A 22,929-nucleotide genomic window follows, 5' to 3' on the forward strand; every position below is an offset into this window, starting at 1 on the left:
TTAAATACCACGGGGAATTTTAAATGGCAGCGTTAGAAAAAATACAGGCAAAGACTTTCTGGCCTATTCACATAGAGCACTGGCAGGCATCAGGCCAATCACAGGTAGCTTATTGTCGACAGCATGATTTATGTCCGCAAAAGTTAGGCTACTGGAAACGTAAATCGACTGTAAAGCCGACTACTTCCCCTACAGGGTTTACACGTATTCGGGTTGACGGGGATCGTTCATCTGCGCCAGTCCCAGGATTATCTTTGCAATTTAATGATGGTATTCGGTTGGAAGGTATTACGCAGGATACTATGCCGTGTATTCAACCACTGCTTGAGCTGTTGCGATGACGGTTGTTATGCGTCCCTCTCTGTCTTTGACAGAAGTGTATCTGTATCGGCAGCCCATTGATTTTCGTAAGTCACATCGGGGCTTATCGGCGATTGTTGAATGTGAGTTAGGGCATAATCCTTTTGAGGGGGCTCTCTATGCCTTTACGAATAAACGGCGGAATAAGATTAAATGCCTGTTTTGGGAAGATAATGGTTTTGTCCTTTATTACAAGTCATTGGTAGAAGAAACATTTAAGTGGCCTAAGGGTGAGGAAGAGACATTAACCTTAACAGGCCAGCCGTTAAACTGGCTGCTGGATGGCTTTGATATTAGCGCGATGAAAGGTCATAAAAAACTTCAATATGAGTCTGTTTTTTAGCTGTTTTTGTGTTCATTATTGCCACTATAAATGCTATAATAAAGCCATGATTTTAGCCGATATTTCAAATATAAAACAACAAGATAAAGCCGGTTCTTTGCTGTCGGAGAGTGTTGCTTTGTTGCTTGAAAAAAAACAGGCTATTGATGAACTGACGCGTGTGATTGAAGTTAAGTCTGGGGTGATTTCCGAACAGAAAAAACGCATCCTTATTCTGGAAGAGGTACTACGCTTATCTAAAATAAAACGCTTTGGATCATCCAGTGAACAATCTCATCAATCCTCTTTGTTTGATGAAGCAGAGAATGAAGCGGATAGCGATGAGGAGCTAGACCTGGAGGCTGATGAAGCACCTGAGGACGAAAAACAAACAAGTTCTACTGGCACCAAGAAAAAGCCGGGACGCAAACCCTTCTCAGATAAGTTACCTCGCGAGCAAATTTTTATTTATTTAACCGATGAAGAAAAAGAAGGTGCTATTGATACTTTCTTTACTAAAGTGAAAGAAGAGCTGGATATTATTCCTGCTAAAGTACGTGTTCTTGAATACATGCAGGAAAAAGCGGTCTTTATCAAACAGATTGAAGGCGAAAAACAACGCCAGGTTAAAGCCGCACAAATGCCCAGACACCCTATTGCCAGAGCAATGGGAAGCATCAGTTTAATGTGCTTTGTTATTATCGCCAAGTATGCTGACGGCTTACCTTTATATCGGCAAGAAGGCATCTTGTCTCGTTATGGGGGTGACATCTCCAGAGCGACATTAGCAAACTGGATGATCGCACTGGCTAAACAACTTCAGCCCCTGATTAACCTGATGCGAGAGCATCAACACACAGGGGCAGTCATACTCGCTGATGAAACGCGGGTTCAGGTATTAAAAGAACCGGGGCGGCCAGCGACCTCAGATAAATATATGTGGGTGACGCTTGGCGGGCCACCGGGTGAAAAAAGCATCCTGTTTGAATACGATCCCTCTCGTAGTGGAGACGTCCCCATGCGCCTGCTTGACGGCTTTAGTGGCTATCTGAAAACCGATGGCTATGCGGGGTACAATGCCGTGTGCCAAAAAAACAGCATCACCCAGCTGGGGTGCTGGGATCATGCGCGTCGTTATTTTAAAGATGCCCAGAATGCACAGCCTAAACGCAAAAAGGGACAAAATAACAAACCCTCAAAAGCAGGTAAAGCGCTGAGCCTGATCAATAAACTGTATGTCATTGAGCGAGAAATTAAAGACCTGTCAGTGGATGAAAAATATCAGCAGCGCCAGGAGAAGAGCATTCCTGTATTGAACCAGCTCAAAGCCTATCTGGAAGAAAACCAGCATAAAGTACCTAAAGATAGCCTGACAGGAAAGGCAATGACTTACCTGAGTAACCAGTGGGAAAAACTCAATGTGTATTGCACCCATGGTGAACTCAATATTAGCAACATCCTGGCAGAAAATGCGATTCGCCCGTTTGTGATAGGGCGCAAAGCCTGGTTATTTTCTGATACCCCTGCGGGTGCTCGTGCCAGTGCAATACATTACAGCCTGATAGAAACAGCTAAAGCAAATGGGCTGGAGCCTTATGCATATCTTAAGCAGGTTCTCACTGCTTTACCTTATGCTGATACGGTTGATAAAGTGGAGGCTTTGTTGCCCTGGAATATTAAAAAATCAGATACGCCTGAATAGGGCAAGTACGTGCTTCGTTGAGCGCTTACTGTAGTGTAGGTAAATGTTGGCTAGCAGTGGCGAAATAACTCCACCTTGCGGTGTGCCTGTTTCACTGGCTTTGTGTTGTCCATCTTCTTGTATCCCTGCTTTGAGAAACCGTTGGATGAGTCTGAGGATCCGTTTGTCCGCTATACGATGACTGATAAATTGTATCAATTGATCTTGGTTTACATTATCGAAGAAACCTTTTATATCGGCTTCTACTATATAATGAACAGGCTGGTTTTCTACTGTTTCGCTTAATGCGCGTAGCGCATCATGACAACTTCGTAGCGGTCTGAATCCATAAGAATCGTTAAGAAAATCTTGCTCATAGATTGCTTGCAGGATTTTGACTAAGCCAGCCTGTACCAATTTATCTTCTAGCGTCGGGATACCCAGTGGTCGTTTCCGTTGACTGCCTGCTTTGGGAATGTAAATCCTTAAGACAGGCTGTGGCTTATACGCCATTTTATGCAGTCGCTCGACTAGATTATCTAGGTTTGCTTCCAGATTAATGGCGTATTTCTCTTTGGTGATATTATCTATGCCTGACGCGGCTTTTCCTTTGAGCCCCGTAAAACATTCCAGCAGTAACTCTTTATTCATCAGGTGATATAAGCTGGTGAATTGACAGTCCTTGTCTGTGCTGGCTTTCTTGGCTATGCGTTGCAGTTTTGTTGGCACGCTTTCTACATTACTGTGCATGATACATGTGTCCCTGCTCCGCTGTTGTTGTCGTGATGGCCTTCCCTCCAGATGCATTACACACTTTCATCGGTACTATGCCACCATCCGACTTCCTGAACCGCTTCGGCTGTTCTTGTTTTATTATCACTTGTTCAACCTACTCTCTTCTTGAAAGACGATTCAGGATCTCCCGAGTTGCCGATTATTCCCAATGTCCAACATGCCATGCTTTACAACCCCGAAGCAGCCCTATGATACTTGTCATGCGCGTCATAGAATAGGGACTTCCAGAAAGGGTACTCTGTCGTCCTGCTTACGTAAAACCATTTCGAGGCTAAATCACTTCAACTTGCGCTTACGGCCTGCTGGCTTGCGCCCATCGTGCTTGACGTTTGGAGTTACCTCCGCCTGCCCGATGTTGACTATCTGGTGGTTGACCTACCTTGCCAGAGCGGGACTTTCACCTGCTGGAATTATCGACCTTGCTCGGCCGCACACCCCACTAATTTTCTTTTTCCTTATCTTTTTGAATTAAAAATGAAAACAAGCACAAACCAATATACAAGACATCATTCAATATTCATTAAGCACGCATGATGAAGTTAATATCGTATCAGATCAAGGAGCAGTAATAATGATTCCACAAGAAGATTATGAAGCGATGCAAGAAACATTGAAGTTACTGTCGGATAAGCAATCATTTAAAGCATTATTAGACTCGCATGAAACACGAAAAAAAGGGAAAATACCCCAATCTCACTCAATAAAGGATATATTTTGTGACCTACAAAATTAATATCCTAAATAATGCTAATAAAGATTTAAATTGGTTTAGAAAAAATGATAAGACATCGTATGTCAAAGCCTTTGATTTAACTAGAGAAATAATGATTGCTCCCAGAGAAGGGGCAGGAAAGCCAGAACGGTTAAAATATTTTTAGTATGAAGTATACTCAAGAAGAATTAATCATAAAGATAGACTTATCTACACGATATACGAAGGAAAGAAAGAGATTGATATATCTTCATATAGAGGGCATTATGAATAAAGAAAAGTTAAGTTTTCAATCGAGTTTGACCCCATTCCATTTATTTCTAACTAGCTCTATATCATAAAGGATTAACCATGTTAACTTTTAAAATTGAAGATAAAGAATTTTAAGCTAAATTTTTAGAATATGTAAAGACCAAGAAGCAAACTATAGAAGAGGTTGCGCTAAATGCCATTAATAAAGCAATAAACTCAAGTAAAAAAAAATTAGCTTATCAAGTAAAAGACCCATTAAAGCATTTGCACAAAATAAATTACGCCGACGATGATTTATCTGATAATCTTGATGATGTTATACCATATAGTCATATAGAGGATAGTGCATTATATATTCACAATCTTAGAAGAGAAAAAAAGACTTTATTATTTTTTTAGATACGTGTATTTTAATTGATTACTCTAAAAATAATACTATTTTAAGATCTGATGAAATTGAATATTGCTTTAGCTCAATTGTTCAATTAGAGTTTTTAGTGGGTGCTTTAAATAAAAGAGAGTTGCAAAAAATTAATAGAATAATTTCTGAGTTTAAGCTTATTGATAGCGAACAAGATATTTTAGATTTGTCAGTTATATTGATTAATCATTATGCACTTTCACATAATATGACCATTTATGACTCTATCATTGCAGCAACATGTTTAATTTATGATATTGAACTTTGGACATATAATAAAAAAGATTTCAAATATATAGATGGTTTGAGGTTAATAAATTGATGCCTATATGCTGCCAACTACCTACTGCAAGGTATTTTTCCTCATGAAAATATTTGCAACAAGTACATATTCCAATGATATAGGATGTGTTGAGGAAGATCCATTAAAAAAACACTCAATTAAGCGATTAAAAGGGATTGCACCTAAGCCTAATGTAGTCATTAATTTAGGCGAAATGAATGTTGCTATTGAGTTAGAGGGGGCAAATCACAATCGAGTCTGACCCTAATTCCGCTACCTGTGACGCATTAAACTGTTGAATTACAACACTAAACAACCACCCGCTGAAAGAAGGGTGGGTTTGAAAGCTTGGCGACTGAAAGTCGGGATACAGGGCGAATAGCCCTGTTATTAGGCTCACCCTATTCTGTTTTAAAATTATCAGAATGTAGCCTGTATGAAGCTTGCGTAATACAGGAATAGCAGTGCACTAACTTTCCCGTATTCCGCATGCTCCATACGGACTACACAAAGTTTCGGGTATAATTATTGTTGATTCCTAAGGATAACATTTGAGATAAATCTGTTCGCCTGAAAGGCGAAGGTTTTAACCTTACGAATGGAAAATAAACGCTTACTGTATAGTCACAGAATGGAAAAACTTTTGGAGAAATAACTAGTGAAAGGAATTATATTAGCTGGCGGCTCAGGCACCAGACTTTACCCCATAACCAAAGGTGTATCTAAACAATTGCTTCCTGTTTATGATAAACCAATGATTTATTATCCCTTATCCGTATTAATGCTGGCGGGGATAACAGAAATATTAGTCATTACCACGCCCGATGACCAAGCCAGTTTTCAACGTCTATTAGGCGATGGAACTGATATAGGCATCAAACTAAGTTTTATCATTCAGCCCTCCCCTGATGGACTTGCACAGGCCTTTATTTTGGGCAAAGACTTTATTGGTGATGACGATGTCTGTCTTGTTTTAGGAGACAATATTTTTTACGGCCATGATCTAAAAAAAGTACTTTCTACAGGCGTTGACACCGCTCGAATTGACAATAAAGCCACTGTCTTTGGTTATCGCGTTGCTGACCCTGAACGCTATGGTGTTACCGAATTTGACGATTTCGGCAATGTTGTCAGCATAGAAGAAAAACCAAATGAGCCAAAAAGTAATTACGCAGTCACGGGGCTTTATTTTTATCCTAATGATGTCATCAATAAAGCAACAGTCATAAAGCCTTCCCACAGAGGCGAACTAGAAATCACCACCGTTAATCAATTATATTTAGACGAAAGTAGATTAAAGGTTGAGTTATTAGGCAGAGGCTACGCCTGGTTAGATACCGGCACACATGACAGCTTATTAGAAGCATCACAATTTATAGAAACCATCGAAAAACGGCAAGGTTTAAAAGTCGCTTGTATAGAAGAGATTGCTTTTGAAGAAGGCTATATTAGCAAAGAACAATTAATAGCGTTAGCACAACCGTTACTAAAAAACCAATACGGACAATATTTACTTAAACGTGCAGAAGAAGGGATGAGCGCATGAAGTACACACCACAAGCGATTCCTGAAGTCATCTTAATTGAGCCGAAAGTACATGGCAATAATCGTGGGTATTTTGTCGAAACCTTCCGTCAAGACTTGTTTGAACAAGCCACAGGCTATCCGGTTAACTTCATTCAAGATAATGAATCTAAATCAGTACAAGGCGTATTACGTGGCCTGCACTTTCAGCGCCCACCCTACGCTCAAAGCAAACTCGTCAGAGTGATTGAAGGTAGTGTATTGGATATTGCAGTGGATATACGCACAGGCAGCCCGACCTTTGGTCAGCATGTGAGTATAGAACTTAGGTAAGCGCTCAACGAAGCACGTACTTGCCCTATTCAGGCGTATCTGATTTTTTAATATTCCAGGGCAACAAAGCCTCCACTTTATCAACCGTATCAGCATAAGGTAAAGCAGTGAGAACCTGCTTAAGATATGCATAAGGCTCCAGCCCATTTGCTTTAGCTGTTTCTATCAGGCTGTAATGTATTGCACTGGCACGAGCACCCGCAGGGGTATCAGAAAATAACCAGGCTTTGCGCCCTATCACAAACGGGCGAATCGCATTTTCTGCCAGGATGTTGCTAATATTGAGTTCACCATGGGTGCAATACACATTGAGTTTTTCCCACTGGTTACTCAGGTAAGTCATTGCCTTTCCTGTCAGGCTATCTTTAGGTACTTTATGCTGGTTTTCTTCCAGATAGGCTTTGAGCTGGTTCAATACAGGAATGCTCTTCTCCTGGCGCTGCTGATATTTTTCATCCACTGACAGGTCTTTAATTTCTCGCTCAATGACATACAGTTTATTGATCAGGCTCAGCGCTTTACCTGCTTTTGAGGGTTTGTTATTTTGTCCCTTTTTGCGTTTAGGCTGTGCATTCTGGGCATCTTTAAAATAACGACGCGCATGATCCCAGCACCCCAGCTGGGTGATGCTGTTTTTTTCGCACACGGCATTGTACCCCGCATAGCCATCGGTTTGCAGATAGCCACTAAAGCCGTCAAGCAGGCGCATGGGGACGTCTCCACTACGAGAGGGATCGTATTCAAACAGGATGCTTTTTTCACCCGGTGGCCCGCCAAGCGTCACCCACATATATTTATCTGAGGTCGCTGGCCGCCCCGGTTCTTTTAATACCTGAACCCGCGTTTCATCAGCGAGTATGACTGCCCCTGTGTGTTGATGCTCTCGCATCAGGTTAATCAGGGGCTGAAGTTGTTTAGCCAGTGCGATCATCCAGTTTGCTAATGTCGCTCTGGAGATGTCACCCCCATAACGAGACAAGATGCCTTCTTGCCGATATAAAGGTAAGCCGTCAGCATACTTGGCGATAATAACAAAGCACATTAAACTGATGCTTCCCATTGCTCTGGCAATAGGGTGTCTGGGCATTTGTGCGGCTTTAACCTGGCGTTGCTTTTCGCCTTCAATCTGTTCGACAAAGACCGCTTTTTCCTGCATGTATTCAAGAACACGTACTTTAGCAGGAATAATATCCAGCTCTTCTTTCACTTTCGTGAAGAAAGTATCAATAGCGCCTTCTTTTTCTTCATCCGTTAAATGAATAAAAATTTGCTCGCGGGGTAACTTATCCGAAAAGGGTTTGCGTCCCGGCTTTTTCTTCGTGCCAGTAGAACTTGTCTGCTTATCGCCCTCAGGTGCTTCATCAGCTTCCTGGTCTAATTCCTCGCTGCTATCTGCTTCATTCTCTGCTTCATCAAACAAAGAGGATTGATGAGATTGTTCACTCGATGACCCAAAGCGTTTTATTTTAGATAAGCGTAGTACCTCTTCCAGAATAAGGATGCGTTTTTTCTGTTCGGAAATCACCCCAGACTTAACTTCAATCACACGCGTCAGTTCATCAATAGCCTCTTCTTTTCCAAGCAACAAAGCAACACTCTCCGACAGCAAAGAACCGGCTTTATCTTGTTGTTTTATATTTGAAATATCGGCTAAAATCATGGCTTTATTATAGCCTTTATAGTGGCAATAATGAACACAAAAACAGCTAAAAAACAGACTCATATTGAAGTTTTTTATGACCCTTCATCGCGCTAATATCAAAGCCATCCAGCAACCAGTTTAACGGCTGTCCTGTTAAGGTTAATGTCTCTTCATCACCTTTAGGCCACTTAAATTTGTCTTCTACCAATGACTTGTAATAAAGGACAAAACCATTATCTTCCCAGAACAGACATTTAATCTTATTCCGCTGTTTATTCGTAAAGGCATAGAGAGCCCCCTCAAAAGGATTATGCCCTAACTCACATTCAACAATCGCCGATAGCCCTCGGTGTGACTTACGAAAATCAATGGGACGCCGATACAGATACACCTCCGTTAAAGACAGGGATGGACGCATAACAACCGTCACCGCAACAGCTCAAGCAGTGGTTGAATACACGACATAGTGTCCTGCGTAATACCTTCCAGACGTGTGCCATCATTAAATCGTAAGGATAATCCAATAGCTAGATCCGGTGAGATACCCTCGTCAACCCGAATGCGCGTAAATCCTGTAGGGGAAGTAGTAGGCTTTACAGTCGATTTACGTTTCCAGTAGCCGAACTTTTGCGGGCATAAATCATGTTGCCGACAATAAGCTGCCTGTGATTGGCCTGATGCCTGCCAGTGCTCTATGTGAATAGGCCAGAAAGTCTTTTCCTGTATTTTTTCTAACGCTGCCATTTAAAATTCCCCGTGGTATTTAACAATGGGGATAGTTTGGCATTAATCTGAGTTGCCGTGAAGTACGCTGACTATTGAGCGCTTACGCTTTAAACGCATTTTTTCGGGCTAAAGGTACGTTATGGTATGACCTGGTTGCGTTTGCTATTATGCCCAATCATGTACATTTGTTGCTGAAGCCTTACGATTCTTTGCCTGTGCTTATGCAAAAAATGAAAGGCGGTAGTGCAAAGATGATTAATGAAATGATGGGGCGATCAGGTGTGTTTTGGGCTAAGGATTATTACGATAAAGCAATTAGGGATGAGCGGCATTTTACTGTAGTGTATCGGTATATTAAGCATAATCCTGTGAAGTTGGGTGATAAAGAGGATTTGGCGCTTAGGTTTTATGGCGTTTATGAGGGTGGTCTTGAGTGAACACGTCACGGCTAAAGCCGTGATTCCGGCATCTAATGGAATCGCGACTTTAGTCGCGCTGTGATCAAGAATACTTAACAGCAAACGTTAATTAAAACTAAACCGGAGAATTTTAATTGACTTAGGCACGGCTGATTGACTACATGCTAACGGAAAGATATGCAACTCTTTTAAGTTTGTATATACTCACAGTCTATACAAAACCAAACTCAAGAGAAAGACATGCTACAAGGTTCAATTTTTGTTAATAATAAGACGCAAGCAGTCCGTTTGCCCATAGACGCAAGGTTTGATGACAATGTTAAGCGCGTTTTTATTCGTAAACTAGGTAAGGAGCGCATTCTGACTCCTATAGAAAATACCTGGGATAGCTTTTTCTTATCCGAAGATAATGTTAGTGATGATTTTTTAACAACCAGAGCTGAACAAACCGAATCTATGCGTGAGGAATTTTAATGCTGAAATATATGCTTGATACCAATATCGTGATATATGTTATTAAGCGTCGCCCCATAGAAGTACTCACAACATTTAATTTGCACGCAGGGCAAATGGGTATTTCTAGTATTACCTTAGCTGAATTATTACATGGCGTAGAAAAAAGTGATCGGCCAGAACATAACTTACGTCAAGTGGAAAACTTTGTTTCAAGGCTAGATGTTTTAGAATATGGACACAAAGCAGCAGAGCATTATGGTAATATTCGCGCCGTGTTAGAAAAACAAGGTACAACAATTGGCGTTAATGATTTGCATATTGCTGGTCATGCACGTAGCGAAGGTTTAATTATCGTGACTAACAACCTCAAAGAATTTGGTCGTGTAGAAGCGTTACGTATTGAAAACTGGGTATAACAAAAAAAGAGGGTCAGGTTTTATTTTTTAACTTATAGGTGTGCTGTCAATGGCGAAAAACAATGTTTTCTTAACCCATGTTCAGTCGTTTTTCGCTCAAAAACCACTAACAGGTCTATTTTAATAGGATAAAAAAATAAAAACCTAATCATTACAAACATTTGCATTTCCAAGCAAAGCGTAGTGCCATAACATAACAAAAATAGTTGCATTCACTTGATTTTTATGGAAAAATTCAAGTATGTATATCGATGCACAACGACCCGAACCAAGGCAACTGGCGAGACCTACAAAACGTTTCGGCTAGTTGAGTCCGAGCGAATTGATGGCAAGCTCAAGCAACGTACCCTGCTTAATCTGGGTCGTTTCTTCGATGTACCCAAGTCCCAGTGGAAGTCATTATCAAGTCGTATTGATCAATTACTGACAGCACAGACTGACTGGCTCACTATTGACCTAGAGGAATCACTCGAAACACGGGCACAATATTACGCCACTCAAATCATCACATCCCGAAGTACAACCCTTGACGATAGCGTTCACTTTGAGACCGTTGATATCGGCAGTTTAGAGCTTGTACGACCGCGCCGTGTGGGAGTCGAGCAAATAGCGTTGCACGCTGTAAGGCAGTTAACCCTGGATGATAAATTGAAATCTCTGGGGTTTAACCAGCACCAGCTTGCCGCCTCCCTCGGTACTATCATTGCTCGCATGGCCTGTCCTGCAAGTGAATTAGCCACACACGGCTGGCTGCAGACAACCAGCGGCCTCGGTGAGTTAATCGACTATGACTTCGAAGACATGGGGCTGGATCGTCTGTATCAGGTATCCGACCAATTATGGAAACACCGGGAAGCCATTGAAACTCATTTATACCAGCAGGCGCGGGACCTATTCAGCTTCAATGAAACCATCACGCTTTATGATCTGACAAATACATTCTTTGAAGGCGAAGCCAAAACAAACCCAAAAGCAAAAAGAGGCCGCTCCAAGGAAAAGCGCAGTGACTGTCCCCTGGTTACATTAGGGCTGGTGCTTGATGGCAGTGGCTTTCCACGTAAAAGCCAGATCTTCCCAGGTAATGCAAGTGAACCACAAACCCTGCAAACCATACTTGAAGGACTGGAAGGGCGAACAGGATCCACTGTGATACTTGATGCAGGCATTGCCAGTGAAGAAAACATCCAGTATCTCATTGAGCATGGCTTTCACTATATTGTTGTCTCACGCAAACGCAAGCGGGATTTCGATGAAGAAAAGGCAACTCTGATCAAAGATATTCCGGGGCAACGCGTAAAAGTTCAAAAAGTGACTGTAGAAGAGACCGGAGAAATTGAACTGTACTGTCACTCGCAACTCAGGGAAAAGAAAGAACAAGCCATGCAGGATAGTTTTTCAGAAAAATATGAAACCGCACTCAACAGCCTGCATGCTGGATTGAGCAAAAAAGGAACCACAAAAAATTATACAAAAGTGTTAGAACGGCTGGGACGCATAAAGGAAAAATACGCGCGTGCAGCACAGCACTATGAAGTAACGGTCGTACCTGATGATGAAGGAGACAAGGCCAACTCAATCAGCTGGAAGCGTATGGAAAAAGCCAACTCGCAGGCAACCCACCCTGGAGTCTATTGCTTACGCACCAACCTGACCGACTGGAATGAAGAAACGCTCTGGCGCACCTACACCCTGCTAACCGATCTAGAAAGTGTTTTTCGCAGTTTAAAAAGTGAACTCGGGCTACGCCCTATCTACCATCGAAAAGAAGAACGGGTTAATGGGCATATCTTTATCACTCTCATTGCCTATCATCTCGTCCAGACCCTTCGTTATCAACTCAAGGCTGAACATATTAATGATAGCTGGCAAACAATTCGACGGACCATGGAAAACCAGCAGCGCATTACTGTTATTTTACGGCGAGAAGACGGGAAGACGATTCATTTAAGGAAAGCAACGAATGCAGAGCCGCGACAATCCGTTATTTATAAAGCACTGGAAATTTCAGCGCTGCCAGGAGGTGTTAAAAAAACATTGATTTAGCTTTAATTCAAAATAAAAAAATCTGTAGTGCCAACACCAAGGCCGGATTGTGCGTATCTAATTGTTTTTAAATGAGTTGTTGTCACTGAAATCGAAAGATGGGTTAAGCAGATATTAATACACCTCAGGCAGGGCCTTAGTTCTACTATGTGTTTGTTAGACGGCGCGGCTAAAGCCGCGATTCCAGTTTTTCACGATTTAGTTAACGAGGGGGCATCATGAGTATTAAGCATTTACCTCATCTTCATCTACCTAATAATTTTCAATTTATTACGTTTCGGACGTTTGCTAGTATGGATAGTTTTTTACGCAAGCTGACCGCGCAAGCTATTTCTAATGATAAAAAGCAGTTGGCTGTAGATGCTTATTTGGATACATCTATAGCGGGCGCTGATTTGCAGGGGAAAGTTTTAGTTGCTTTAAATGCATTTTTTCGGGCTAAAGGTACGTTATGGTATGACCTGGTTGCGTTTGCTATTATGCCCAATCATGTACATTTGTTGCTGAAGCCTTACGATTCTTTGCCTGTGCTTATGCAAAAAATGAAAGGCGGTAGTGCAAAGATGATTAATGAAATGATGGGGCGATCAGGTGTGTTTTGGGCGAAGGATTATTACGATAAAGCAATTAGGAATGAGCGGCATTTTGCTGTGGTGTATCGATATATTAAGCATAATCCTGTGAAGTTGGGTGATAAAGAGGATTTGGCGCTTAGGTTTTATAGTGTGTATGAGGGTGTCCCTTTAGTGAACACGTCACGGCTGAAGCCATGATTCTGACATCTAATGGAATCGCGACTTTAGTCGCGCTGTGATCAGCATACTCAGCAGTAAAACAAAACGGGAAGCAAGACGTTAACACCCCTGTATCGCTATGTTAAATTCGTGCCATTCACTTTAATTAAATTAGAAAAACATGATAATGACCCTAGCCAATACGCAGACCTTATTTATTGCAAAATTCTTTCTAATTAGAATGGCTGTCGTTATTGTACTTTCATTAGCTACTTTCCTGGTTTTTCGTTATGTTGATTTTAATCAAAACAGCACAGAAAAATGGTCAATAGATGGCGTTCTACTTATTGGTCTTTACATTCAAGGGTTAATGGCGATTTGGGGTGTGGTCGCAATTTGGGTGTTTTATCCTTTGCTAGCTTCGTGGCGTGGTCGTTTTGTAGTACTGTCAGGTTGTGCGGTGTTATTTTTAATATTAATGCCCATAAGCTATGAGAACCAACTTTCTACGTTACTAAGCACTCTCTTAGAACAAACCCCATTACCTGAAGGTTGGCGAGGTGAAAACTTTCTTTCTACGACTGGACATTTTTTGGCTTTTTTCGGTATGTCTTTAATCACCTTAAGTTTGTTTAGGCAGCAGTTTATAGGTGTTTTTGTGTTGTTATTATCGGTGGCCTTATTGTCTGAACTATTACAAAATTTTGCCATCGGTAGGAGTGCTAATCTGGAAGATTTTAAGGTTGATACAATAGGTGTTTTTGTTTCAGGAGGTTTAGTTAACTTGTTTTACCGACCTAAGGTATCAACTATACGGAAAGATGCCTGCAAAGCATATTTTGACTTTTGTCACTCAATGCGCCTGCTTACTTAAAAAACATTTAAAAATTGTTTTCAGAAAAATTTTTATATCTAACATGAAAGACCAGTTACGGATGTAATCAAGATCGTAACGAATTCGGCCTTCCATTTTTTCTAATGTCTCGGTTTCTCCACGAAAACCACTGATTTGAGCAAGGCCCGTTATTCCTGGCTTTACTTTGTGGCGTAACATGTAACCTTTTATTTGACCTCGATATAGTTCATTATGCGCAACCGCGTGAGGTCGTGGCCCAATAATTGACATTCGTCCCTGCAACACATTAATAAACTGCGGCAGTTCATCAAGCGATGTACAACGCAGAAATGCGCCAAATTTAGTAATGCGCTCATCATTTTTTGTGGCTTGCTGGATATTATCACCATTATCAGTGGCTGTCATTGAGCGAAACTTCCAGACATAAATTTCTTCACCTCTAAATCCATAGCGCCTCTGCTTAAAAATAACTGGACCTGCTGATGTTATTTTCACACCCAGTGCAATCAATAGCATAGGAATGCTAATAACACTTAAGATACCTACTGACAACACAATATCAAATAAACGTTTTAAGAAACCATCAACGCCATAAAAAGGCGTATCATGAACACTGATAACAGGAATTCCACTCAGATTTTCCATTCTTGCTCTTAATAAATCAAAAACAAAAAAATCAGGCACGTAATAGACGACAGCTGTGGTATCGGCTAACGCGTCTAAAGTCTCTTTAATTCTGTTTTCTGCTTTTAATGGTAAGGTGATGTAAATAACATCTATCTTGTGCTCCTTAACCATTTGAATCAGCTCCTGAGTATTACCTGCTAATATTTGCTGCGCACGCTGTAGACGCCCCTTTCCTTTTTTTACTCTATCATCAAAATGTCCACAAAATAAAAACCCTAATCACTTATCCCTTTCTATAATTTTCTCTAATGCATGGCCAATATCGGTCGCACCAATAATAGCTACTTGACGAGTATTCCTGCCCTTCGTTCTAACGCAATTAATGATTATACGTATAATAAGGTGCCAACTAACTAACAACAGCGGAACAAAGCCCATCCACTGCCAAAATAACAGCTTTTGCTCTAAAAAAATTAACTTGGGATAAAACTGTAAGATACCAAAAAACACCAAAGAGACACCTACCCAAGAAAGAATAGTTTTTTGGGTCTCTATATACAAGCTAACACCACGGGGAGGACTGTATAAAGGTTTAGTTCGGCAAAAAATTCAAAGCTCGTTACTGCTATTAATATCCACCACAACTCATGGTTGTTAAAAACATTTTGATTTAACATTAAAATTATCTGTAATGCTAGACAAATAATAGCAATATCAAACAAACGAATTAGAGCAATAATTTTAGGCCGATGGGGTCTGACCAGCCCGTTTCTATTTATGTCTTTCATATCAATTGTATAAATTAGATTACTGCCTAGATATTTTCAACCTCTAAGTATCTGGCTTAGATCGTTACAAAAGGGCTTTTAGTTTGGATTTTCGTTCTACATTCCGTGCTTATCTGGTTGCCGCACACATCTACTAGATATAGCGGGGCGAGGAAATAGCTGATCACCTCGCAGAAGCACATCGATAGGAATAATATAACCTAACATCTATAGTAATGATAACCTAACATTGATGCAATCGCTCAAAATACTACATACATATATATATATATGTATGTATTGTGTGTGTGTGACAACCGGATAAGCACGGATTGAAGCTGTCATAGGGCCAATACCGGGTACCTCCAAAAATTGTTTGCTCAACTCGTTGTTATTACAAAGACGACTGATTCGCCTGTCTTGCTCTTTTATTTCATCATCAAGTGCTCTCAGGTTTTAATACTGATCGGAAACACTTCGCGACTTAAAACCGTTAAATCATTTTCAGCGCCTTCCAGGATTAAGCGTAATTGTGCTCTTACTCTATTAATTTCTTGAGGAATAATAATCCCTCTTTCACTGACCATGCCTCTTATTTGATTAACTAAAGCAGTGTGGTTACCTACTAATCCTTGTCGCATATTATGAACAAGCTGTACATCTTGCTGTTCAATTTTTTTTATTGCAGCAATACGTCTGTTCGGGCGAGTGACTGCATCAAAGATAGCGGCGGCAGCATCATTAAAATCATTTTTATTACCAATAACAAAACTTTTTACAAAACGTGTATTAAGCAACACGTAAATCATCGGCTACATTGTTAAGCGTTTGATCAGTTCGTCTGGATAATGCTTTTTCTAGAGATTGTACTTTAAATTCCTAGCTATATGATGCCATTTCTGTCTCCTAAAATAAAATTTCACAGGCGACAGGTATCTTGACATAGGGGGACAAATGTATACAAGTGAAAGATGTTTTTTGCTATATCTAAACCAATGACGCTATTATTCATGTCGGACTCCTCCTTACTCCGTTATTACTCAGATGGTTTTGAAATATGCCCATTTATCTTCTGAACATTTAGCGGAATACGTAGACAACTCAAACGTAAATATTCAGACCCCTACCGACAAACTTGACAACTAATTTAAAAAAGGCTTGTAACTTTATGATACCAAGAAGTATTATGTAGGCCATGCAATTAAGTAATCAGGATCTAAGCCAACTTGACGAAGAAGAGCTTCTAAATTTATCAGAAGAAGAGTTACGTCGTCTTTCAATAAGATTGCTTACAGATTTAAAGGAAGCTCGTGAACGGTTAAGCCAGAATTCCCATAATAGTTCTCGGCCTCCAAGCAGTGAAGCACCATGGGAAAGGGACACTCAAAAAGATTCCAGTAATGATTCCGAAGAGGAACAAGAAGCGACTTCAGATAAAAAAGAGTCATCTCCTACTGAAAAGCCCAATAAAACATCCAGACAGTCCCCGAAAAATGAAACAGAAGAACAACGAAAACCAGGGAAGCAACTTGGAGCCAAGGGTTTTGGGCGACAACAAAAAATAGTGATCACAGACTATCAGGAACATTTTCCTGAAATATGTGAATGCTGCCATCAACCATTAAATGACCATTTCAAAAAAGCATACACGGCTTTTGAAACCATTGATATCGTATGGTCTGATGAGAAAAATCCAGGCCTGAGGCTAACGAATACCAAGCATAGCTATTATGAAGTCACCTGTCACTGTGGACATATTACAATAAAAGAACCGCATCGTTCCAATTCCGATGGCACCTTGCAGGATATAAACTGTAGCCAATGGAGATTGGTAGGTCCGGGGCTTGCAGCATTAATTATATGCCTTACTTATCGCATGCGGCTTTCACGAGAACGTGTCCAAGAGTTTTTATGTGATTGGCTAGGGTTACAGATTAGTGTTGGCACGATTAACAATACATTACATGAAAGCGGCGCAGCAGCAATGCCTATAGAAGCTGAATTAGTAAAGGAAGTCGTAGAAAGTAATCTACTTCATGTTGATGAAACTTCCTGGATGGAACTCACCACTTTTTTATGGCTATGGGTTTTTAGTACAGATACCGTCACAGCCTACTGGATTTCAACTCGGTCATCAGAACTGATTGAAAACATCCTGGGTCAAGCATATTGCGGCTGGCTAATGAGTGATGGTTACCAGGTTTATCGAAAATACCTTAATCGAGCTCGTTGCTGGGCTCACCTGATTCGTAAGGCAAAAGGCTTAAAAGAGGGCTTAAATAAAGACTCTCAGCTATTTGGAGAACAAACACTCAAATTAATGAACATGCTTATGACAGCAATTCGTGAAGCACGGCACCACCCTCCAAACTCGCCACTGACGGAAATTTACCAAACGCAATTGATAGCCTATCGGCAACTGTGTGAACAAATGAAAGCATCAACACACACAAAGACCCATGCGCTAGCAACAGAAATGCTCAATGATTGGGAGGCTATCTTTCGGGTACTCGAATTCCCTCATTTACCCTTAACCAATAACGAAGCAGAACGTGCCTTACGGCACTGGGTTATATTAAGGCGAATCAGCTATGGAACACGAACTGAAGAAGGTTCATGTGTGTTTGCTATTTTGATTAGTGTCATCGAAACCTGTAGAAAAAGGCAGCAATCCCCATGGATATATTTAGCGGCCGTTATTCACAATCAGCGGGTAGGTGTTGCGGTTCCTAAGCTACCAATTGTTAAGGGGTCTGAATAATTACACTCAAACAATAATGTGACAAATTTACTACAGTCGCAAAATACCAGTAAATTTCAGGCATAAAAAAACCAGCTAAGATGCTGGTTTAATTTGGTCTTCATGGTGGGTCCTGCGAGATTCGAACTCGCGACCATCGCATTGTTAATGCGTTAATAAAATATTATTATTTTATATATATTAGTTACTTAAAAATAATATAATTATTTTTGTCCACTTATTGTCCACTCATAAAACAAACTCATCCTTATAAAGGTAAAATATCAATTGCAGATTTAGTAGTTTTTGTTTGCTCTAAGGGAAAAAAGACGTGATTTTATTGTGATTTGTTACTGGCGACTGGACAATCAGTGGACAACAGGCATAAAAAAACCAGCTCGACGGCTGGTTTAGTTTTGAAAACCTCAATGTTTTCAAAAGTCTTCATGGTGGGTCCTGCGAGATTCGAACTCGCGACCATCGCATTAAAAGTGCGGTGCTCTACCAACTGAGCTAAGGACCCTTAGAAGAGCCGACTATTATACAAAACATTTTTAAGTTCGCAACCTTTTTTTTAATGTTTTAGCATTTTTTTATCTGTAGGCTGGTGTAAAAATGGTGAAGACATTGCTATCTAATATTTCCTTAGTACCCGTACCGCTTAGGTTTTATTTTTAGATTTTTGCACTACACTCTATAGTTCAGCTAATATATTCTTAACCCGGAGGTTATTTATGCAAACTCATCAAAATATAGCGTCAGCATCAGGCAGCTTGCAAGAGGGTGTCGCGGCACCTTATAACTTTACTATCTCTGAAGTTTTTGGAGAAGCCTGGCAGCGCACTTCTGGTTTTAAAGCACCTGTTTTAATCGCTGTTATTCTCATTTTTATGGCACTAACTGTAATAGGTTTTAGCATTATCTTATTAATGGGTTTGTTTAATATAATCGACCCTGCCTTGGCATCTATTTTATCGGGCGTTTTTAACTTTTTTATATCAATGGCCTTTTACCCACTTTTTGCTGGCGTTTTGATGATGGGCTTACATCGCTCTATTAACGTAGCAGTTGATTACAAGATGGCTTTTGCATATTTCGGTTACAGCTTGCCTATTATTATTGCGACTTTCTTTTCCTCATTGCTGGTAATGCTTGGATTTATGTTATTGGTCATTCCCGGTATTTATCTATCTATTGCTTATGTTTTTTCTTTGCAGCTGATTATTGAAAAAGATATGGACTTTTGGCAAGCGATGGAGGCTTCCCGCAAGGCTGTACATCAACATTGGTTTAAGATTTTTTTCATCTATCTCTTGATCGGAATAATTTATCTTATCAGTCTGATACCTATAGGCCTGGGCTTAATATGGAGCGTGCCTTTTTTTGTTGCCTTGCATGGCGTATTGTATCGCAGTATTTTTGGGATTGATTCAATTTAGCGTTGTTTTTACGCAAGTAACTCTTTCTTTTGCATAAAGAATATTTTAACCATCGACAAGTCTGGCAATTAGCTCTGCCGATGGTTATTGCCAACATTTCCACTCCCCTACTCGGCCTGGTTGATACTGCGGTGATGGGGCATCTGGATAATGCCACCTTTCTCGCAGCAATTGCGCTGGCGGGACTTATCTTCAATTTTCTTTTCTGGGGCTTTGGGTTTTTGCGCATGGGTACTTCGGGGCTTGCTGCGCAGGCTTTTGGAGCTAATGATCCGTTAGCTTTAAACGCCATACTCAGACATCTTGATTCAGACGAAACTAATTTGAGACCATTTCCTAATTTTTTGCGGATGAAGTCAGCTCATAAATTAAGCGCAGATCGGTTCCTGGATAGTTGAGTTCCGTTTGATTGAGTTGTTCAAATAACTTTTCTATTGCTTTATTACTTGCAGGTCGGGAAGTACTATGCACACGTATCCGAAGTTGTTTTTTTACTTTATCGGGTAATATATCTGCTTCTGTCACAAACAGCGTTTGTAATAGTTGCCTTGCCATCGGAAAGTCGATTGTCGGTGAGGTTAGCAGAGCGGCCATTGCTGTTTCTGCCCGATAAGCGATCATGTTGACAGTATCTATCAGCCGCTTTTTCCCTGGCAGAAGCTGTTCGAACTTATCTTCGTCTCTCAACTCTTGCCAGGTAATGTGTTTGGGCGTTTGGCTTAGTTGTTCCTTGATGGTTTTTAGTTCATTTTCATAATGCTCTATTTCTTCGAGTAATTCTGCTCGTTTTCTTTCCCATTTCTTGTATTTCACATCTTCCGTTTCATCTTTTTTAATCACCGGATGAAGTTCCATCGCTGCAAATCGAGATAGACGGTAATTGAGTTTGGATTGTATCGAATTACGCTGTCCTTCCTGTTGGCGCCTATCAGGGTTGACCACCTTTTGGGTGTCGGATAGTGGCTCTATTCCATACTCCTGTAGCATATCTAGCCCATAGTGGTGCTTCATATATCTAAAAAAGTTCTCTTGGCACCACCGGCTAAACATTCGCCCAGAAACAGCCGTCAATTCTAGTTCATAGGCTGTGGTAATAATACTGGTTTGGTGACCAGAATCAGTCAACTTGCGCACTTCTCTCATCCACATCGCCTGTTTTCCAGTTCCAACCAGACTGCCTCGTTCGGCGAGTTTCATGATGACTTTTTCACCACTCGGTAGGGTGATCTCCTGACTGGAAAAATTGTCCAGTGGCCAATTTTCGGTGGGAAATTTATGATAGGTCATGCAAGCGACACGATGCTTGTCCCACATCTTTCTAAAGAATGCGGGGCTATAGCCTTCTCTATCAAACACCAGGATAAAACGACAGGCTTGTTTGTTTTGCTGTAATGCTTGTGCACTCGGTTGATTCGGAATGTCTTTGAGTAATCGGGGGACGATATCTTCTTCCAGCGTTTTTAGTAAGCCCGGATCCACCGTTTTTTCAACGACAAAGAAGGGACGCCCCGTACCATCATTAACCCAGTAGTCGGTGATACCCCGTAAGCAGAGTTTTTCGCGTGAAACATGCCGTTTGGGAAGTTTAGTCAAGTGTCCATGATAGACACGGACATGACCATCTATGTAGAGTGTTCCTGCTGCCTCTGGTTCATTTTCCATCCATTGTCGACTGAGGTCGGCCGCCCAGCTTTCAACTGATTCTGGATCAGACAGTCCTTTTACTTTGGTTCTTAAATAACGCACTTCGGGAGCCCGATCCAGGCCAAGTAGTTTTCCGAATTCACCCGGTGCATGCTCGCGAAGTTGTTCGGCATTTTTGATGCGACATAGCCCCATAAAGGCGAGTAGCAATAGAATATGAAAGGTTTGATAGTAACCTGTCAGTTTGCCCAGGTGGCGCTCAATGTCATTTAATAAGCCATTGCCAAGTAACGCGGGCAATGCACATAACACACCGCCTTTAGGAACATCTAAACAGGATTCGAATTCGATTGAGGCTCCCTTTTCCTGCTCACCCAAAGCCGCCTGGATTCGCTCTTCTACTCGAGTGCAGGCCGTACCAAGCACATCGGCTGCATTGGCATCTATAATATCACGGGCTGATTTGGTACTGCCATCATTGGGGTCTATTGATGCGGCAGACTTTTTTTTAAACGTCCATCACTGATCGCCTTGCGAAAGGTATCTGCCCGGATGCCTAATTCTTTAGCGGCTTCGTTAGGCGTCATACCTTGATCCAGATATTCCTGAGCTTGCTGCAAAACCTCAAGCGTAAAGAGTGGTCCTCCCTTGCGAGTCGGGCGAGGTTCAAAAAACGAATCAGCCCCTTTTTCTCGTAGTTGCCTTAATGAGCGCATAACACTACTTTTAGAGACACCAAAGGTTGTAATAATATCGATTGAACGACAGGAACCGGTATTGATGAGTTGAGAGGTGTGAAGTCTAAATAATCTCTTATTGTCAGCCTGGTGAGAATAGATCGGGATACCGCCGAGGAAATAAAACCACTCATCATTTCGGTTATCAACACTGACCTGACCATTTATAATAGTCGTACCCTGAGGAATTATTGGGAGCATGAGTTGCTGCATTAATTGAATACCTCGTATGATATGAGGGCTTAGTTTAACCTAAATGAGTACCATTTTCATTTCTTTAGCTGAAAATATCAATCATTTGACAATAATTCCCTAACCCTTTAATTATATTGCCTAGTTTCAGAGCACCTGACCTCTATTTTTAGATAAATTGCCCTATTTAATAAATAAATATATTTAAAATCAATCAATAACAAACTTTTTGCTCTAAAAGACCAGATAATACTTTTCACATACATGAGATTTTGTAATGATACCCCTTTTACATTATCCTTGGACTACCGCTGTCCACATCTGCCGGGAAAAAACTCATGGTTCAGCGACAACTTCCTATGTTTCCAGAAGGTTCTACAGAAGTAACTCATGATTTGGCCGTTGAAAAGCGAGACGGCCGCGTGACCTATTTCTATGGTACTCTGCCCGTTTTTACTCACGATGCGAATGATGATGCTTCGTTCAAAATGATTACCGCACAATTCTATACCAACGGTTATGTCAAACAAATGGATATCGTTCGTGCTTTTGGTGTAACGCCCATTAGTGTTAAACGTGCCGTTAAGCTCTATCAAGAAAAGGGTGTGCAAGGCTTTTATGCTGAGAAAAAAACACGAGGAGCGGCTGTTTTGACTGATGATGTGTTGCTAAACGCCCAACAATTATTAAACGAAGGACAAGAACCTTGCGATGTGGCCGATCAATTAGGTATTAAGCGGGATACCTTCAATAAATCAATTCGTGCGGGTCGTTTGCACAAAATAAAAAAAAAGAAACATTAAGCACT

General features: G+C 40.9%; 26 protein-coding genes, 1 tRNA gene and 1 pseudogene. 19 read left to right on the forward strand and 9 right to left on the reverse strand.

What is annotated here, in order from left to right:
- Positions 1-23 precede the first annotated feature (23 nt).
- Genes tnpA (ACQY3F_RS16865) through tnpC (ACQY3F_RS16875) form a run of 3 tightly spaced genes read left to right on the forward strand, consistent with a single transcriptional unit; the run spans position 24 to position 2,384 of the window.
- A complete protein-coding gene (gene tnpA, locus ACQY3F_RS16865) occupies positions 24-341 on the forward strand; it encodes an IS66 family insertion sequence element accessory protein TnpA (protein ID WP_428352923.1) in 318 nt (105 codons plus the stop codon).
- Positions 338-703, forward strand: coding sequence for an IS66 family insertion sequence element accessory protein TnpB (gene tnpB / locus ACQY3F_RS16870; RefSeq protein WP_428353150.1), 366 nt, complete (start codon positions 338-340; stop codon positions 701-703). The genes tnpA (ACQY3F_RS16865) and tnpB (ACQY3F_RS16870) overlap by 4 nt, the downstream gene beginning before the upstream one ends.
- 46 nt (positions 704-749) lie before the next feature.
- The gene (gene tnpC, locus ACQY3F_RS16875; RefSeq protein ID WP_428356099.1) at positions 750-2,384 is read left to right on the forward strand and encodes an IS66 family transposase; all 1,635 of its coding nucleotides are present in this window, start codon (positions 750-752) and stop codon (positions 2,382-2,384) included.
- On the opposite strand, the gene ACQY3F_RS16880 is transcribed toward tnpC (ACQY3F_RS16875), so the two are convergent.
- Positions 2,367-3,113, reverse strand: a complete 747-nt coding sequence (locus ACQY3F_RS16880; protein ID WP_428356101.1) for a reverse transcriptase domain-containing protein — start codon at positions 3,111-3,113, stop codon at positions 2,367-2,369. The genes tnpC (ACQY3F_RS16875) and ACQY3F_RS16880 overlap by 18 nt on opposite strands.
- 616 nt (positions 3,114-3,729) lie before the next feature.
- Here ACQY3F_RS16880 and ACQY3F_RS16885 point away from each other — a divergent pair.
- From ACQY3F_RS16885 to ACQY3F_RS16910, 6 genes are all read left to right on the forward strand, one after another.
- Positions 3,730-3,891, forward strand: a complete 162-nt coding sequence (locus ACQY3F_RS16885; RefSeq protein ID WP_428356103.1) for a hypothetical protein — start codon at positions 3,730-3,732, stop codon at positions 3,889-3,891.
- On the forward strand, positions 3,875-4,036 hold the full coding sequence (locus ACQY3F_RS16890; RefSeq protein ID WP_428356105.1) for a hypothetical protein: 162 nt from the start codon (positions 3,875-3,877) through the stop codon (positions 4,034-4,036). The genes ACQY3F_RS16885 and ACQY3F_RS16890 overlap by 17 nt, the downstream gene beginning before the upstream one ends.
- Before the next feature lie 475 nt (positions 4,037-4,511).
- Complete coding sequence (locus ACQY3F_RS16895) at positions 4,512-4,865, forward strand: PIN domain-containing protein (RefSeq protein ID WP_428357727.1); 354 nt, start codon at positions 4,512-4,514, stop codon at positions 4,863-4,865.
- 43 nt (positions 4,866-4,908) lie between these two features.
- Positions 4,909-5,088 (forward strand): hypothetical protein, encoded by a 180-nt coding sequence (locus tag ACQY3F_RS16900; RefSeq protein WP_428356107.1) that lies wholly within the window; start codon positions 4,909-4,911, stop codon positions 5,086-5,088.
- A gap of 396 nt (positions 5,089-5,484) precedes the next feature.
- Positions 5,485-6,372, forward strand: a complete 888-nt coding sequence (gene rfbA / locus ACQY3F_RS16905; protein WP_428356109.1) for a glucose-1-phosphate thymidylyltransferase RfbA — start codon at positions 5,485-5,487, stop codon at positions 6,370-6,372.
- Positions 6,369-6,683: a dTDP-4-dehydrorhamnose 3,5-epimerase family protein gene (locus ACQY3F_RS16910; RefSeq protein WP_428356111.1), complete on the forward strand. Its 315-nt coding sequence runs from the start codon at positions 6,369-6,371 to the stop codon at positions 6,681-6,683. The genes rfbA and ACQY3F_RS16910 overlap by 4 nt, the downstream gene beginning before the upstream one ends.
- A gap of 25 nt (positions 6,684-6,708) precedes the next feature.
- Here the strand turns inward: ACQY3F_RS16910 and tnpC (ACQY3F_RS16915) are convergent, their stop codons facing one another.
- From tnpC (ACQY3F_RS16915) to tnpA (ACQY3F_RS16925), 3 genes are read right to left on the reverse strand one after another with little or no spacing between them, the layout of a single operon-like run.
- A complete protein-coding gene (gene tnpC / locus ACQY3F_RS16915; protein WP_428356113.1) occupies positions 6,709-8,343 on the reverse strand; it encodes an IS66 family transposase in 1,635 nt (544 codons plus the stop codon).
- 46 nt (positions 8,344-8,389) lie between these two features.
- On the reverse strand, positions 8,390-8,743 hold the full coding sequence (tnpB, locus tag ACQY3F_RS16920; RefSeq protein ID WP_428353775.1) for an IS66 family insertion sequence element accessory protein TnpB: 354 nt from the start codon (positions 8,741-8,743) through the stop codon (positions 8,390-8,392).
- Between the two features lie 8 nt (positions 8,744-8,751).
- On the reverse strand, positions 8,752-9,069 hold the full coding sequence (gene tnpA, locus ACQY3F_RS16925) for an IS66 family insertion sequence element accessory protein TnpA (RefSeq protein ID WP_428353774.1): 318 nt from the start codon (positions 9,067-9,069) through the stop codon (positions 8,752-8,754).
- Positions 9,070-9,143: 74 nt separating this feature from the next.
- On the opposite strand from tnpA (ACQY3F_RS16925), the gene ACQY3F_RS16930 reads away from it, so the two are divergent.
- From ACQY3F_RS16930 to ACQY3F_RS16955, 6 genes are all read left to right on the forward strand, one after another.
- Complete coding sequence (locus ACQY3F_RS16930; RefSeq protein ID WP_428356115.1) at positions 9,144-9,488, forward strand: transposase; 345 nt, start codon at positions 9,144-9,146, stop codon at positions 9,486-9,488.
- Between the two features lie 222 nt (positions 9,489-9,710).
- Positions 9,711-9,944: a type II toxin-antitoxin system VapB family antitoxin gene (vapB, locus tag ACQY3F_RS16935; protein ID WP_428356117.1), complete on the forward strand. Its 234-nt coding sequence runs from the start codon at positions 9,711-9,713 to the stop codon at positions 9,942-9,944.
- Complete coding sequence (gene vapC, locus ACQY3F_RS16940; protein WP_428356119.1) at positions 9,944-10,342, forward strand: type II toxin-antitoxin system tRNA(fMet)-specific endonuclease VapC; 399 nt, start codon at positions 9,944-9,946, stop codon at positions 10,340-10,342. The genes vapB and vapC overlap by 1 nt, the downstream gene beginning before the upstream one ends.
- Before the next feature lie 225 nt (positions 10,343-10,567).
- On the forward strand, positions 10,568-12,385 hold the full coding sequence (locus ACQY3F_RS16945) for an IS1634 family transposase (protein WP_428356121.1): 1,818 nt from the start codon (positions 10,568-10,570) through the stop codon (positions 12,383-12,385).
- A gap of 218 nt (positions 12,386-12,603) precedes the next feature.
- Positions 12,604-13,158, forward strand: a complete 555-nt coding sequence (locus ACQY3F_RS16950) for a transposase (protein WP_428356123.1) — start codon at positions 12,604-12,606, stop codon at positions 13,156-13,158.
- A gap of 148 nt (positions 13,159-13,306) precedes the next feature.
- Complete coding sequence (locus tag ACQY3F_RS16955; RefSeq protein ID WP_428356125.1) at positions 13,307-13,993, forward strand: VanZ family protein; 687 nt, start codon at positions 13,307-13,309, stop codon at positions 13,991-13,993.
- On the opposite strand, the pseudogene ACQY3F_RS16960 reads toward ACQY3F_RS16955, so the two are convergent.
- Positions 13,973-15,163, reverse strand: a pseudogene (locus ACQY3F_RS16960) (undecaprenyl-phosphate glucose phosphotransferase). The gene ACQY3F_RS16955 and the pseudogene ACQY3F_RS16960 overlap by 21 nt on opposite strands.
- 655 nt (positions 15,164-15,818) lie before the next feature.
- Positions 15,819-16,178 (reverse strand): hypothetical protein, encoded by a 360-nt coding sequence (locus tag ACQY3F_RS16965; protein ID WP_428356126.1) that lies wholly within the window; start codon positions 16,176-16,178, stop codon positions 15,819-15,821.
- Between the two features lie 386 nt (positions 16,179-16,564).
- Between ACQY3F_RS16965 and tnpC (ACQY3F_RS16970) the strand changes: the two genes are divergently transcribed.
- The gene (gene tnpC / locus ACQY3F_RS16970; RefSeq protein WP_428353782.1) at positions 16,565-18,130 is read left to right on the forward strand and encodes an IS66 family transposase; all 1,566 of its coding nucleotides are present in this window, start codon (positions 16,565-16,567) and stop codon (positions 18,128-18,130) included.
- A 426-nt stretch (positions 18,131-18,556) separates the two neighbouring features.
- On the opposite strand, the gene ACQY3F_RS16975 is transcribed toward tnpC (ACQY3F_RS16970), so the two are convergent.
- A tRNA-Lys gene (locus ACQY3F_RS16975) sits at positions 18,557-18,632 on the reverse strand.
- 211 nt (positions 18,633-18,843) lie between these two features.
- On the opposite strand from ACQY3F_RS16975, the gene ACQY3F_RS16980 reads away from it, so the two are divergent.
- Together ACQY3F_RS16980 and ACQY3F_RS16985 are read left to right on the forward strand one after the other, a co-directional pair.
- Complete coding sequence (locus ACQY3F_RS16980) at positions 18,844-19,548, forward strand: hypothetical protein (protein WP_428356127.1); 705 nt, start codon at positions 18,844-18,846, stop codon at positions 19,546-19,548.
- 29 nt (positions 19,549-19,577) lie between these two features.
- Complete coding sequence (locus ACQY3F_RS16985) at positions 19,578-19,946, forward strand: MATE family efflux transporter (RefSeq protein ID WP_428356129.1); 369 nt, start codon at positions 19,578-19,580, stop codon at positions 19,944-19,946.
- Here ACQY3F_RS16985 and ACQY3F_RS16990 read toward each other — a convergent pair.
- Together ACQY3F_RS16990 and ACQY3F_RS16995 are read right to left on the reverse strand one after the other, a co-directional pair.
- Positions 19,885-21,618: a putative transposase gene (locus ACQY3F_RS16990; protein ID WP_428356131.1), complete on the reverse strand. Its 1,734-nt coding sequence runs from the start codon at positions 21,616-21,618 to the stop codon at positions 19,885-19,887. The genes ACQY3F_RS16985 and ACQY3F_RS16990 overlap by 62 nt on opposite strands.
- Before the next feature lie 59 nt (positions 21,619-21,677).
- Entirely contained in the window at positions 21,678-22,142 is a 465-nt protein-coding gene (locus tag ACQY3F_RS16995) for a hypothetical protein (protein ID WP_428353027.1), read from the reverse strand.
- 317 nt (positions 22,143-22,459) lie between these two features.
- Between ACQY3F_RS16995 and ACQY3F_RS17000 the strand changes: the two genes are divergently transcribed.
- Positions 22,460-22,924 (forward strand): hypothetical protein, encoded by a 465-nt coding sequence (locus tag ACQY3F_RS17000; RefSeq protein WP_428353305.1) that lies wholly within the window; start codon positions 22,460-22,462, stop codon positions 22,922-22,924.
- Positions 22,925-22,929 lie beyond the last annotated feature (5 nt).

Source organism: Methyloprofundus sp. (assembly GCF_965251085.1).
GTDB lineage: Bacteria > Pseudomonadota > Gammaproteobacteria > Methylococcales > Methylomonadaceae > Methyloprofundus.